We start from the raw sequence: 13,667 nt of genomic DNA, 5'->3' as shown, positions 1-13,667 counted from the left end.
CGCGGTTTCTGACGGACCGTTAGATTTTACGACCCGTCAGATACCTGTAGACAAGCCCCGGGGAGGGCCCGATGTCAGAGCCGACATCACAACCGCCGTCACCGTCGACGCTCCATCCGGAGTTCCATGAGATCGCCAAACGCGTGAACAACTGGGGCCGTTGGGGCGCCGACGACGAGATCGGCACCCTCAACCTGATCACCGACGAGGTCGTCCGCGAGGCCGCCGCGACCGTCCGCACCGGCCGCCGCATCCCCCTCGCGCTGCCCCTGAAGCAGGACGGCGTGCAGACCGGGATGATCCCGGGGCGGGTCAACCCGCTGCACGCGATGGTGCAGATCAACCAGGAGCTGTTCGGCCCGGGCACGGTGGCGTGCAGCGACGACGCCGTGACCATGGGCCTGCAGTCGGGCACGCACTGGGACGCGCTGACCCATGTCTCGCACTCGGGCCGGCTGTACAACGGCCGCCCCGCCGGCACCATCACCCCGCACGGCGGCGCCGAGTTCAGCGGCATCGACAAGGTCCGGCACCTGGTCTCGCGCGGGGTCCTGCTCGACGTGGCACGCGCGCGTGGCGTGGACCGGCTGGAGGGCGGGCACGCGGTCACGCCGGAGGACCTGGAGGCAGCCGAGGACATGGCCGGTACGCGCGTGCGTGCCGGCGACATCGTGCTCGTACGCACCGGGCAGATCCAGGTGTACCTCGCCGGGAACAGGGAGGCGTACGGCTATCCCTCACCCGGCCTCTCGGTCCGTACGCCGGAGTGGTTCCACGCGCGCGATGTCGCCGCTGTCGCGAACGACACCCTCACCTTCGAGATCTTTCCGCCCGAGATCGAGGATCTGTGGCTGCCCGTGCACGCGCTCGACCTGGTGGAGATGGGGATGCTGCAGGGGCAGAACTGGAATCTCGAAGAGTTGTCCACAGCCTGTGGACAAGCAGGGCAGTACGCGTTCCTGCTGTCGGCGATGCCCGAACCCTTCGTCGGCGCGACGGGCACCCCGGTGGCCCCCGTCGCCGTTCTGTAAGGGCCCGCGTCACATCCTCCGAGCCCCTCCGAGGGGCCGTCGGCCGGCGGCGCGGTGCTCCCGCCCCGAGCACGGCACCACGCACCGCCGACCGACTCCGGCGTACCCGCCCCGGCTACTTGGCCCTGAAGAAGCCGACGCCGAATCACGACTCACACTCGCCGAGGGCTCCCGTCACCGAAGCCCTCGTCGTCCCCTCACGGCGAATCGCTGACCACAAGCGTGACCAAACGGACACGATGCGTCAACGCCCGTACGGGGATTTATTACTTAAGCCCTATTTGCCATGGGCGCGCACAGAAGCACATCCCGGCGCATCGCCTCTCGCGGACCATGACATGACGGCGGTTTCTGCACCCATGCACCGGAGCTGACGGACCTTCGGCGCCCGTGCGCCGGTCACACCGCCTCGAACGCCAGCCCCTCGTACGCCGAGGCGCCGCCCATGCAGGACTCCGCGGCCTCCCGGGACTGTGCGCAGCGGTCGAGTTCGCACCAGATGCGCTTGCCCGCGCCCTCGGGGCTCCAGCCCCAGCGGTCGGCGAGGCCGTCGACGAGGGCGAGGCCGCGGCCACCGGTCGCGTCGCCGTCGGCGCACCGGGGCACGGGGGCCCGGTCGCTGGTGTCGGCCACCTCGAGGCGGACGGTGGCCGACTCGGCGGCCACACCGGGCAGGGACAGCCGCAGGACGGCCGGACAGCCGGTGTGCACCACGGCGTTGGTGACCAGTTCGGAGACGAGCAGGATCAGCGTCTCGGCGAGCGGCTCGTCGGCCTCTATCCCGGACCCGGCGAGGCGCGAACGAGCCCACCTCCGGGCTCGCCCCACCTCTGCGGGGTCGGGCCGGACTTCCAGCTGCACCTGAAGCACCTGCACCGCTCACACCATCCGAACCGGCGGACACATGACCTCGCGCCACGCGCGCGCCGCAACGAGGGCCACGATCGTAGCCATTTTCTGCATGACCAGGACAACGGCCAGTGCAGAGCCCAGAGCAAGGGTCACGGAACGTGAATCCCTTACGAGACAGCATGGTTGACGTACAGTCACCCCAACAAGCGCTTCGGGCATATTCCAGCGCGAAGGAGTACCCGTGCGGCATACTGTGCGACGCTCGTTGCGGGGAGTCGAACAGGCGGGGACATCAGGCCCTCCCGCCTCGCGAGCAGCGGCGAGCACCGCCGGATCCGGAGCCGCCCCAGGGGCAACACCGGCATGGCTCGTGCTCGGAACCACTCGCATCCCACAGAAGGTACCGGAGCGGGACGCCGACTCCAGGACGTGACGGGTCACGCATAGGACACAACCCGATATCAACGCTCCGTAATTCCGGTATGCCACAATCCGCGACACTCGCGGGGGCTGCTTTTGCGACGCCCCAGGCCGACGCCCTTCAGGCCACCAGATCGGCCGCCAGCAGCTCCTCACTCTCCGTAGCTCCACCGCCACGCTGTGCCCGCACCCATGTGCGCTTCAGATGCAGATGCACCTCGCATTCCCAGGTGAAGCCCATGCCGCCGTACACCTGGAGGCAGTCGCGGGCGCCGCGGACGGCGGCCTCGTCGGCGAGCAGCCGGGCCGCGGCGATGTCGGCCCGGTCGGCGGTGACGGCGGCCGCGTAGACGGCGGCGCGGGCCAGTTCGGCCCGCACCAGCATCTGCGCGCACAGGTGCTTGACCGCCTGGAAGGCCCCGATCGGCTGCCCGAACTGCTCGCGCGTCCGGGCGTGTTGCACGGCCAGCTCGCACGCGCGCGTGGCGGTGCCGAGTTGCTCGGCGGCGGTGAGCAGGACGGCGAGGGGGTCTACGGCTGGTGTCCCGGGCACCCGGTGCAAGGGGGTCAGAGGGTCCACCGACCGCAGCGGTACGGCCCCCTCGACGTCCCCTGTCGTCCCGCGTACGACGTCCGCCTCGTCCAGCCACTCCACGAGTCCGCCGTCGACGGCCGTCACGACCGCCTCGCCGGTGGCCGCTCCCGGCACGTCACCGGCCGCGAGGTGAGTCGCCACCAGGGGCCCGGTCAGCAAAGCCCGCCCCGCCTCCTCGAACGCCAACACCGCCTCGGGCAGGCCGAGTCCGACCCCGCCGTCCGCCTCCGGCACCCGCAGCGCGAAGAACCCGGCGTCACCGAGCTCCCGCCACAGTGCCCGGTCCAGGCGACCGGGCGCGTCGACCGCGGCCCGCAGCGTCCCGCCGTCGAACCGCCGCGCCAGGAGCTCCCGCATCCCTTGCCGCAACGCCCGCTGGTCCTCGGTCGGTTGGAAACGCATCGGGGAGGTCACCGCCCTTTCGGCAGGCCCAGGATCCGCTCGGCCACGATGTTCTGCTGGATCTGCGAGGTACCGGCCGCAATGGTGTAGGAGAGGGACGAGAGCCGGTCGGGCATCCATGGCCCGTCGAGGTCCAGCGACCGGGGGCCCAGGACATCCGCCGCGGCGTCGTAGAGCTCCTGACGGGCGTGCGAGTACCGCAGTTTGAAAACCGAACCCCCGGCGCCGGGGACGCCCGAGCCCGCCTCGGCCTCGCTCACGTTCCACTGCGTCAGCCGCCACAGCGCCCGGAACTCGGCGTTCAGCCTGCCCAGCCGCCGTCTGAGCGCGGGGTCGTCCCAGCGTCCGTTCTTCCGTGCCTCGGCGGCGAGTTCGCCGAGCACGCGCCGGCAGGCCACGACCTCGCCCACGAACGCCGTGCCGCGCTCGAAGGACAGCGTCACCATGGTCACCCGCCAGCCGTCGTTCTCGTCGCCGACCCGGTTCGCGACCGGCACGCGCACCTCGTCGAGGAACACCTCGGCGAACTCGGCCGACCCGGCGAGGGTCCTGAGCGGCCGTACGGTGATCCCCGGGGCGTCCATGGGCAGGGCGAGCCAGGTGATGCCCCGGTGCTTGGGCGCCTCGGGGTCCGTACGGACCAACAGCTCGCACCAGTCGGCCACTTCGGCGTGCGAGGTCCAGATCTTGGATCCGCTCACCACGTAGTCGTCGCCGTCCCTACGCGCGCGCGTGCGCAGTGCCGCGAGGTCGGAACCGGCATCCGGTTCGCTGAAGCCCTGGCACCAGACCTCCTCGCCGCGCAGGATCGGCGGCAGCCAGCGCGCCCGCTGTTCGGCGCTTGCCTCGGCGGCGATCGTCGGCCCGGCGTGCAGCAGCCCGACGAAGTTCGCCCCCACATAGGGCGCGCCCGCCTTCTCGGTCTCCTCCAGGAAGAGCATCCGCGTGGTCGGGGAGGCGTCCCAGTGCACGTCGGCGTACCCCGCGTCGTACAACATCCGCTGCCAGCCGAGGTCGTACGCCCTGCGCGCGGGCCAGTTGTCCGGGGACGGCTTCGGCGGCAGCGTCACCAGCACCTTGCCGAGCCACTCCCGCAGCCGCGCCCGGAACTCCTCCTCCTGGGGCGTGTACGACAGGTCCACTAGCGGTCCAGGTCGAGATCGAGCATGCGGATCGCATTGCCCCGCATCAGCTTGTAGACCGTCTCGTCGTCGAGGCCCTTCACATGGTCGAGGGCGACCTCCTTGGTGTGCGGGAAGGTCGAGTCGACGTGCGGATAGTCGGTCTCGAAGGTGGCGTTGTCGCGCCCGACCACGTCCAGGGACGCGACGCCGTGCTTGTCGCGGAAGAAGCAGCAGAACATCTGCCGGTAGTAGTACGTCGACGGCGGCTCCGGGATCAGGTCCCGCACCCCGCCCCACGCGCGGTGCTCCTCCCAGACGTCGTCGGCGCGCTCCAGGGCGTACGGGATCCAGCCCATCTGCCCTTCGGAATAGGCGAGTTTGAGGCGCGGAAACTTCACCAGCACCCCGCTGAACAGGTAGTCCATCATCGAGGCCATGGCGTTGTTGAAGCTCAGCGAGGCCTGGACGGCGGGGGGCGCGTCCGGGGACGCGGCGGGCATCTGCGAGCTGCTGCCGATGTGCATGTTGACCACCGTCCCGGTCTCCTGGCAGACCGCGAAGAACGGGTCCCAGTAGCCGGAGTGGATGGAGGGCAGCCCGAGGTGGGTGGGGATCTCGGAGAAGGTCACCGCCCGCACCCCGCGCGCGGCGTTGCGCCGGATCTCCGCGACCGCCAGGTCGACGTCCCACAGGGGGATGAGGCACAGCGGGATGAGCCGGCCGCCGCTGTCGCCGCACCACTCCTCGACCATCCAGTCGTTGTAGGCGCGCACGCAGGCCAGGGCGACCTCCTTGTCGTGCGCCTCGGCGAAGGTCTGACCGCAGAAGCGCGGGAAGGACGGGAAGCAGAGGCTGGCCTCGACGTGGTTGAGGTCCATGTCCTCGAGGCGGGCCTTGGGGTCCCAGCAGCCGCGCCGCATCTCCTCCCGGGTGATCCCCTCCAGGGTCATCTCGTCGCGGTCGAACCCGACGGCGGCGATGTTGCGCTTGTACGGGAACTTCAGGTCCTCGTAGATCCACCAGTCGGTCGGCTGGCCCTCCGGGTCCATCGTGATCTGGTACTTGCCGGCGACGTAGGCGAGTTCGCCGATGCCGGCGGTGAGGGCCTGCGGGCCCCGGTCGCGGTATTTCTCCGGCAGCCAGGTCTCGAAGAGGTGCGCGGGCTCGATCACATGGTCGTCGACGCTGATGATGCGGGGCAGTTCGGTCATGGTCCCCTCCGCCCGGCACTGGCCGGTATCTGATGGGTCGTCAGATCTGCATACGCCCAGCAGGTTAGTCCCGCACCCCTGGACCGACAAGGCGCCGAGCCCTACGCTCTGCGCACTATCTGACTAGTCGTCAGCTTCATGAGGGGGCCGCCGCCGTGAACGACACCGCCCACGCGCTCAGCTCGTCCCGCACCCTCTGGGACCTTCTCGCCCGCCGCGCGGATCTCACCCCCGACCGCCCGGTCCTCCTCCAGGACGACCGCTCCCTGAGCTTCGGCGAGCTGCGCGCGCGTGCCGAGCGCGTGGCGGCCGGCCTCCACGACATGGGCGTACGCCCCGGCACCGTGGTCGCCTGGCAGCTGCCCACCCGCCTCGAGACGGCCCTGCTGTCCTTCGCGCTGGCCCGCCTGGGAGCCGTACAGACTCCGGTCATCCCCTTCTACCGGGATCGTGAAGTCGCCTTCGCGCTGCGGGAGTCGAAGGCCGAGTACTTCGCCGTCCCCGGCGAGTGGCGCGGCTTCGACCACACCGGGATGGCGCGACGGCTGGGAGCGAAGGGGATCTTCGAGGCGTACGACGGCGCCGACCTGCCCGACGGGGACCCGTCCGTGCTGCCCGCCCCGCCCTCCGACGGCACCTCGGTGCGCTGGATCTACTGGACCTCGGGCACCACCTCCGACCCCAAGGGCGTGCTGCACACGGACCGTTCGCTGATCGCGGGCGGGTCCTGCCTCGCGCACGCGCTGCACCTGTCGGCGGACGACGTGGGCTCGATGGCCTTCCCGTACGCGCACATAGCCGGGCCCGACTACACGGTGATGCTGCTGCTGTACGGCTTCCCGGCGGTGATGTTCGAGCAGTTCGCGCTGCCGGACGCGCTGGAGGGCTACCGCAGGCACGGGGTGACGGTCGCGGGCGGTTCGACGGCGTTCTACTCGATGTTCCTCGCCGAGCAGCGCAAGCAGCCGGGGTCGAAGGTCATCCCGTCCCTACGGCTGCTCGCGGGCGGCGGGGCGCCCAAGCCGCCGGAGGTGTACCACGCCGTCGTACGGGAGATGGGGGTGCAGCTCACGCACGGGTACGGGATGACCGAGGTGCCGATGATCACCATGGGGGCGCCGGACGACACCACGGAGAACCTGGCGACGACGGAGGGACGGCCGCCGGAAGGGATGGAGATACGGATCGCGCAGGACGGGGAGGTGCGGCTGCGGGGGGAGGCCGTGTGTCAGGGGTATCTGGACCCGGCGCAGACGGCGGAGGCCTTCGACGGGGAGGGCTTCCTGCGGACCGGCGACCTGGGGCACCTGACCGGGAGCGGGCATCTGGTGCTCACCGGGCGGCTCAAGGACGTGATCATCCGCAAGGGCGAGAACATCTCGGCGAAGGAGATCGAGGACCTGCTGGCCGCGCACCCGGCCGTCGGGGACGTCGCCGTGGTCGGACTGCCGGACGCCGAGCGCGGGGAGCGGGTGTGCGCGGTGGTGGAACGGGCGCCGGGCGCCGGGGAGTTGACCCTGGAGGTCGCGACCTCGTACCTGCGCGCGGAAGGGCTGTCGGTGCACAAGCTGCCGGAGCAGCTGGAGGTGGTGGACGCCCTTCCGCGCAACGAGACGCTGCGGAAGGTGCTCAAGTACAAGCTGCGGGAGCGCTACTCGGCCGGCGCTACTCGGGGACGGTGAAGTAGCGGGCGAAGGCGGGCACGATCTCGCCCTCCTGCACCCTGCCGTCTCCGTCGCTGTCCAGCGCGGCGGCCACGACCTGGGCGACCTCCTCGGCCACCCCCAGGATCCTCAGCACGCGCACGGTGTCCTCGACAGTGGCCGCCCCGTCACCGTCGGTGTCGGCTACGGCGAGGGCCGCGTGCAGGAAGGGACGGGCGATCTCGGCGAACCGGTCGGGGTTGTCGCGCAGGCGCTTGAGCGCGCCGTACACGAACTCCTCGCGGGTGATGCGCTGGTCGCCGTCCCGGTCCGCTATCCCCGCCATGCCCTGCCAGAACGCCTCGGCGCCGATGTACAGCGCCTGCCCCTTGTCGGAGCGGGCCGCGGTGCCGAACTCGGTGAGCAGCGCCTTGGCCGCCACGTTGAAGTCCTCGCGGTCGATATAGCCGTTGCCGTCCTGGTCGAAGGTGGCGAACCGGGCGGCGATCCTGCGCTCGTACTCGCTGCTGACCATGTCTTTTCGGGCCGCCTCACGTCATGTCGGGTGCATCTTCGACGGAGCGTACGACGCGCGGGGCCCCCGGGGCGCGGGAAAGCGGCGCTTGTGCCAAGACCGGGGGAATTTCGGGACAACTGTGTGGCAGATGCTGCGGCGGCCCTACGCGGAGAGCGGCCCGGCCTCCTCGGTGAGCGCCTCCTCCACGCCGGCGTACACGTCGAACAGGCGCCGGACGCCGAGCGCGCCGAGGACCCGGTTGACGTGGGAGCCGTCGACCGCGCCCTGCGCCGGGAGTATCAGCCGCAGCCGGCCCTGGCAGGAGCGGATCAGACGGCGGGCGGCAATGAGCACTCCGACGCCGCTGGAGTCGCAGAAGAAGACGTCGGAGAGGTCCAGCACAAGGCAGTGGCGGCCCTCGGCCACGACGTCGTGCACGCGTTGCCGCAGCGTGGGCGAGGTCACCAGATCCAGTTCGCCCGACACCTGGAGCACGGCCCACTCTTCCTGCTCCACGCAGGTCACCTTGAACGTCACCACCATGCCCTTCACTCGCCGGACCCCCCGCAAACGGAAGCCGTACCTTCGCTTCCTTGCAGCGCGGCTGCCCAGCGGCCGTTCCCTGAAACACAGGGGCAGAAACGGAAACCGATCGGAATAGGCTTGTTTTAGTCACCTTCGATCCTGTTCGATCAGATGTGAACCGGGTAGGTGAAGGTCCACTATCACCAGCGGCTGGTCAAGGGGCGCTCATTGGCACAAAGGGGCGTGCGCCGTCGGAGGTGCCGACTACATTCGAGGAGACGGTGGACGCAGGCTGGGCGAAGGCACGGGGACGGGCAGGGGTGAGGGGGCCGTATGGCGAAGAAGGACGCACCGCCCCGCTGGGACCGCAAGATGCAGCAGCGACTCGCACGCGGTGAGGCGGCCGCCCTCGGCGAGCTCTACGACCGGTTCGCCTCGCTCGTGCACGGCCTGGCCCACCGCGTCCTCGGGGACGAGCGCGCGGCCGACGGCATCACCCGCGACGTCTTCGCGCACGTCTGGGAGCACCCCGAGGCGTACGACCCCAAGCAGGGCCCGCTGCGTTCCTGGGTCGCCACGCTGACGCACCGCCTCGCCGTTCAGCGGCTGCGCGCCACCGAGACCGCCGCGCTGGCCCAGGGCTCGGGCGGCTCCGCCGAGGAGCTGGAGCGCAAGGTGCGCCGCGCCTCGGTCGCCGCCCGCGCCGACTACATCGTCACGTCCATGCCCGCCCCGCTGCGCGCCGCCCTGGAGCTGGCCTACTTCCAGCGCCGTGACTACCGCCAGACCGCCGTCGACCTCGGCGTCACCGAGGACGAGGCCCGCCGCCGGCTCCGCCTGGGCCTCCAGCTCCTGTCCACCGCCCACGACGCCGGCGCACCCGGGGCACCGCCCGGTTACGGGGGTGCCGCATGAACGACGCAGGCAACGCGGACCGCTTCGAGCACGGGGAGTTCGAAGACAGGGGCAAAAGGGACGAAAAGGGCGAACAACAGCAAGAGGGGTACGGCATTCCGGGCGGTCCTGCGAACGGAAACGGCATCGGCATCGGCAACGGCCAGGACCCCGACCAGCCGCCCCGCATACCGATGCCCCGCGCCTCCGTGGAGGACGGCGAACGACCGCTGCCCACCCTGGAGGACCTGGGCGACCCGGCGCCGCGGCCCGCGCCGCTCGTCCTGGAGCACCACGTCCTGAAGTCCCTCCTCGGCGCATGGGCGCTGGCCGCCTGCTCGCCGGACGAGACGGCGGCCGTCGAGGAGCACCTGGGCGACTGCGGCTCCTGCGCCGACGAGGCACTGCGACTGCGCGGGGCGGTCGGCCTGCTGCACCCGCAGGAGAGCCTCGACCTGGACCCGGCCCTGCGCACCCGCGTCCTGGACGGCTGCCTCGACCGGCGCCCGCCGCGCATCCCGGTGCCGGACTGGGCGGCTCCGTACGACGCCGAGACGGCGCGCCTGGACGCCCTGCTGCAGGACATAGGGGATGCCGAGTGGCACGCGCCCGTGCGGCTGCGCTGGTTCGAGAGCGACGGGCCGACGAGCCGGCGTACGACCGTCGCCGGGGTCATCGCCCATCTGCTGACGGTCGACGGGCTGGTCGCGGTCGCCCTCGGCCTGGACGACCCGCTGGGCGACGCCGGCGCCGAGGGCCCCACGCCCCAGGCCCGCACCGAGGCGTACTGGCGCACCTCGCACTACCCGCCCACCCGTTCCGTCCGGGCACCCTGGCGGGAGCAGACCCACGACCTCGTGCGCACGGTGTCGTTCACGGGCGGCAGCTCCGGGTCCGCGCGGCTGGCGGTCTCCTACGGCGACTTCGAACTGCCGCTGCACGACGCGATGCTGGACCGGGCCTTCGAGTGCTGGGTGCACGCGGAGGACATCGCCGAGGCGGTCGACTACCCGTACGGGCCGCCCTCACCGCGCCACCTGCACCGCATGATCGACCTCGCGGCGCGGGTCCTGCCGGACGTACTGGCGGCCCGCCGCCAGGCCGGTCTGACGGCGCTGCCCCACCACCGGCACCTCGGCCTGGCCGGCGAGCCGGGCCGCAGCCTGCGCCTGGAGATCGAGGGTTCGGGCGGCGGCGAGTGGCTGATCCCCCTGGACTCCCCGGCGGCGGTCGGCTCCGCGGAACGGGAGGTGGCCCATGTCGCCCTGGACGGCGTGGAGTTCTGCCGTCTGGCGGCGGGCCACGTGCCTCCGGCCGAGGCGGCGGCGGGTCAGCTCGGCGACCGCGAGGCGATCAGGGATGTGCTGTTCGCTGCGGCGTCGTTGAGCCGGATGTAGGGGCGGGTTCGGGTTCGTCGGCCGCTGCGGGTCCCCTGAAGGGGCGCGGGGAACTGCGCGAGAAACCACGACGATCCCGCACTCGCCCGACGGCAGAACCCCCCGAGCTACTGGGCGAGCTATGAGGGCGCGCTGCTAGGCGAAGACGACCGTCCGCCGCCCGTTCAGCAAAATGCGCCGCTCCGCATGCCACTTGACGGCCCGCGCCAGCGCCTGGCACTCCACGTCCCGCCCGATCGCGACCAGTTGGTCCGGCGTGACGTCATGCCCCACCCGCTCGACCTCCTGCTCGATGATCGGCCCCTCGTCGAGGTCGGCGGTCACGTAGTGCGCGGTCGCCCCGATGAGCTTCACACCCCTGGTGTGAGCCTGGTGGTACGGCTTCGCACCCTTGAAGCTCGGCAGGAAGGAGTGGTGGATGTTGATGATCCGCCCGCTGAGCTGCTTGCACAGGTCGTCCGAGAGCACCTGCATGTAGCGGGCCAGGACGACCAGTTCGACGTTCTCCTCGCGCACCAGCTCCAGGAGCTGCGCCTCGGCCTCCGCCTTGTTGTCCTTCGTCACCGGAATGTGGCGGAAGGGAATGTTGTACGACCCCACGAGCTCCGCGAAGTCCGTGTGGTTGGAGACCACGGCCGCGATCTCCACCGGCAGCGCGCCGATCCGCGCCCGGAACAGCAGGTCGTTCAGGCAGTGCCCGAACTTGCTGACCATCAGCACGACCCGCATCCGGTCCTCGGCCCGGTTGATCTGCCAGTCCATGTGGAAGGCGTCACCGATCGCCGCGAAGCTCGCCCGCAGCTTGTCCACGGTCACCGGCGCCTCCGCCGAGAAGTGGACGCGCATGAAGAACAGACCCGTGTCGTGGTCGCCGAACTGCTGGCTGTCCTCGATGTTGCAGCCCGTCATGAAGAGGTAGCTCGACACGGCGTGCACGATGCCCTGCTTGTCCGGGCAGGAGAGGGTGAGGACGTACTGATCGGCGAGGGCCGCCGCGGCTCGGGTGGACTGATCGGTCATGCAGGACAGGGTCTCATGACCGGGCAGACCGAGCGGAACGCCGTCCGCAGGGCGGACCTACGCGGACCCGGCCCCCAAGGACGGGCTCACGCCGACCGGGTCATGATCCGCAGCACCTCGAGCGTGCGCGGCGGCACGTCCGGGTCGTCCCCGTCGGCCGCGGCCATCCGCACGTGCGCGTCCCGGGCCGCCCGCACCGCCTCCGGCCAGGCGTGGTTCTCGACGTACGCGGAGACCGCGGCGTCCGGCCCGACCTGGTGCATGATCCGCAGCACCCGCAGCACGGCGGTGTCGACGAGGGCCGCCTCCTGGGAGTCCCGGAAGATCGTGCCGACGTACTTCTCGGCGGACCAGTTGTCCAGCCAGGTGTCCTCGACGAGGCGGTACACGGCGTCGGTGACGTCCCCGTACCCCTCGACACCGGCCAGCCAGACGTTCTGCTGGAACTGTGGGTCGGAGAGCATGTGCAGCGCGGAGCGCACATTGCTGCGCCAGCGCCACCATGGCATGTCGTTCAGTGGCATGTCGCCCATGGTGGACGAGCGACGGCCGCGACGGGAAGAGTTCTCCGAACCTTGCACGGTCACCGATCGTACGTTCTTTCGCCCGGGCGCCTCACCGACCCCTGCAATTCACCTTCACGTCACCAGTCCATAACCGAGGGTCACCCCCGGGTTGGCGATGTGGCGGAAGCGTGTGTGCCCATGACCGGCAGGCGACACAACCGCGGCACCTTCTTCCCCACACGCACCCGGCCTCGCAGAGCCACCGCTCTGTCGGCGGGGGTGCTGGCCGCGTGTGCGTCACTCGTCGCCGGATGCGGGGTCATCCCCGGTGCCACGGGGGGCTCCGGGGATGACTCGATCACGGTGATGACCTGGGCCCCGGAGCAGACCAGCGCGACCAACAAGCCGGGCATGCCCGCCTTCGCGAAGGCCTACGCCCGCTGGGTCAACGCCCACGGCGGCCTCGACGGCCGCAAGCTGAAGGTCCTGACCTGCAACGACCACAACGACAGCGTGGCCGCCGCGAAGTGCGCCACCACCGCCGTCAAGCGCAATGTCGTCGCGGTCATCGGCTCCTACAGCCAGTACGGCGACTCGTACCTCCCCACGCTGGAGAGCGCCGGCATCCCCTACATAGGCGGCTACGGCGTTACGACCTCCGAGTTCACCAGCCCGCTGTCCTACCCCGTCAACGGCGGCCAGCCCGCCCTGCTGGCCGGCCTCGGCAAGGAACTCGCCGCGAGCTGCGGCCCCGTGGCACTGATACGGCCCGACAGCATCGCGGGCGACGAGCTGCCCCCCATGCTCGACTCCGGTCTGAAGGCGGGCGGACACGCCGCCGCGGTCGACCAGCGGGCGGCGGACAACACCACGGAGTACTCGGGCCCCTCGCAGGAGGCGCTGACGGCCACGACCGGCGACCCGGCGAAGAAGGGGTGCGTGATCCCCGCGCTCGGCGACCGCACCGACACCTTCATGGACTCCTTCCGACGCAACCGCGACGACTTCCCCGCGGTGAAGACCGCCGCCACGCTCGACAGCGTCGACCAGACGGTGATCAACGAGTCCGGCGGGCAGTCGGGGCCGTACGAGGGGTCGTACGTCACCGGCTGGTACCCGGTGGCGAGCGATCCGCGCTGGGACGGCATGAAGAAGGTGATCCAGGAGCAGGCCTTCGGCGACAACCGCATCGACGCCGCGGACGCCGGGGTGCAGACGACCTGGATCGCCTACACCGTGTTCAAGTCCGTCGTCGCGTCCCTGGGCAGCGGCGACGTGACCTCCGAGACCGTGCGCAAGGCCCTCGACGACGGGCTGAAGGTCACCACCGGCGGACTCACGCCCACGCTGCAGTGGTCCTCCGACGGCTCGCTGGCCACCATCGGCTTCTCCCGCCTGGTCAACGCGAACGTCACGCTTCAGGTGGTGCGCCAGGGCCAACTCGTGGCGGCGAAGAAGGGGTTCGTCGACGCGACGAAGACGCTGGAGAACGCGGACGTGAACTGACGCTCACGTCCGCGGACCGTCGTC

Annotated in this window: 13 protein-coding genes; 5 read left to right on the top strand and 8 right to left on the bottom strand. The window is 70.7% G+C overall.

Translation table 11 applies throughout. From position 1 onward, the window contains the following. Nucleotides 1-71: 71 nt before the first annotated feature. Nucleotides 72-1,031, top strand: a complete 960-nt coding sequence (locus OG303_RS28005) for a cyclase family protein (RefSeq protein WP_405871751.1) — start codon at nucleotides 72-74, stop codon at nucleotides 1,029-1,031. Nucleotides 1,032-1,430: 399 nt separating this feature from the next. On the opposite strand, the gene OG303_RS28000 is transcribed toward OG303_RS28005, so the two are convergent. From OG303_RS28000 to OG303_RS27985, 4 genes are all read right to left on the bottom strand, one after another. Next, nucleotides 1,431-1,892: an ATP-binding protein gene (locus OG303_RS28000; protein WP_405871750.1), complete on the bottom strand. Its 462-nt coding sequence runs from the start codon at nucleotides 1,890-1,892 to the stop codon at nucleotides 1,431-1,433. Nucleotides 1,893-2,424: 532 nt separating this feature from the next. Continuing rightward, complete coding sequence (locus tag OG303_RS27995; RefSeq protein WP_405871749.1) at nucleotides 2,425-3,300, bottom strand: acyl-CoA dehydrogenase family protein; 876 nt, start codon at nucleotides 3,298-3,300, stop codon at nucleotides 2,425-2,427. An 8-nt stretch (nucleotides 3,301-3,308) separates the two neighbouring features. After that, nucleotides 3,309-4,442, bottom strand: a complete 1,134-nt coding sequence (locus OG303_RS27990; protein WP_405871748.1) for an acyl-CoA dehydrogenase — start codon at nucleotides 4,440-4,442, stop codon at nucleotides 3,309-3,311. Then, nucleotides 4,442-5,635 carry an amidohydrolase family protein gene (locus OG303_RS27985; protein ID WP_405871747.1) on the bottom strand — a complete coding sequence of 398 codons (1,194 nt, stop codon included), beginning with the start codon at nucleotides 5,633-5,635 and terminating at the stop codon, nucleotides 4,442-4,444. Before OG303_RS27985 ends, OG303_RS27990 begins: the two co-directional genes overlap by 1 nt. Before the next feature lie 155 nt (nucleotides 5,636-5,790). Here OG303_RS27985 and OG303_RS27980 point away from each other — a divergent pair, with 155 nt between their 5' ends. Continuing rightward, nucleotides 5,791-7,317: a class I adenylate-forming enzyme family protein gene (locus OG303_RS27980; protein ID WP_405871746.1), complete on the top strand. Its 1,527-nt coding sequence runs from the start codon at nucleotides 5,791-5,793 to the stop codon at nucleotides 7,315-7,317. Here OG303_RS27980 and OG303_RS27975 read toward each other — a convergent pair. Further along, nucleotides 7,301-7,813 (bottom strand): EF-hand domain-containing protein, encoded by a 513-nt coding sequence (locus tag OG303_RS27975; RefSeq protein ID WP_405871745.1) that lies wholly within the window; start codon nucleotides 7,811-7,813, stop codon nucleotides 7,301-7,303. The two genes, OG303_RS27980 and OG303_RS27975, sit on opposite strands and share 17 nt — an antisense overlap. 144 nt (nucleotides 7,814-7,957) lie before the next feature. After that, complete coding sequence (locus OG303_RS27970) at nucleotides 7,958-8,338, bottom strand: STAS domain-containing protein (protein WP_405871744.1); 381 nt, start codon at nucleotides 8,336-8,338, stop codon at nucleotides 7,958-7,960. 315 nt (nucleotides 8,339-8,653) lie between these two features. On the opposite strand from OG303_RS27970, the gene OG303_RS27965 reads away from it, so the two are divergent. Together OG303_RS27965 and OG303_RS27960 are read left to right on the top strand one after the other, a co-directional pair. Beyond that, nucleotides 8,654-9,235 carry a sigma-70 family RNA polymerase sigma factor gene (locus OG303_RS27965; RefSeq protein WP_405871743.1) on the top strand — a complete coding sequence of 194 codons (582 nt, stop codon included), beginning with the start codon at nucleotides 8,654-8,656 and terminating at the stop codon, nucleotides 9,233-9,235. After that, nucleotides 9,232-10,611, top strand: coding sequence for a zf-HC2 domain-containing protein (locus tag OG303_RS27960; protein ID WP_405871742.1), 1,380 nt, complete (start codon nucleotides 9,232-9,234; stop codon nucleotides 10,609-10,611). Before OG303_RS27965 ends, OG303_RS27960 begins: the two co-directional genes overlap by 4 nt. 135 nt (nucleotides 10,612-10,746) lie before the next feature. Here the strand turns inward: OG303_RS27960 and purU are convergent, their stop codons facing one another. Beyond that, complete coding sequence (purU, locus tag OG303_RS27955; protein ID WP_405871741.1) at nucleotides 10,747-11,631, bottom strand: formyltetrahydrofolate deformylase; 885 nt, start codon at nucleotides 11,629-11,631, stop codon at nucleotides 10,747-10,749. A gap of 86 nt (nucleotides 11,632-11,717) precedes the next feature. Next, a complete protein-coding gene (locus tag OG303_RS27950) occupies nucleotides 11,718-12,218 on the bottom strand; it encodes a hypothetical protein (RefSeq protein ID WP_405871740.1) in 501 nt (166 codons plus the stop codon). A gap of 117 nt (nucleotides 12,219-12,335) precedes the next feature. Here OG303_RS27950 and OG303_RS27945 point away from each other — a divergent pair, with 117 nt between their 5' ends. Next, nucleotides 12,336-13,643, top strand: a complete 1,308-nt coding sequence (locus OG303_RS27945) for an ABC transporter substrate-binding protein (protein ID WP_405871739.1) — start codon at nucleotides 12,336-12,338, stop codon at nucleotides 13,641-13,643. The last annotated feature ends 24 nt before the right edge of the window (nucleotides 13,644-13,667 follow it).

Source organism: Streptomyces sp. NBC_00005 (assembly GCF_045160215.1).
Classification (GTDB): Bacteria; Actinomycetota; Actinomycetes; order Streptomycetales; family Streptomycetaceae; genus Streptomyces.
The sequence above is the reverse complement of the archived record's forward strand: the minus strand, read 5'-3'. Positions and strand labels throughout refer to the sequence as shown.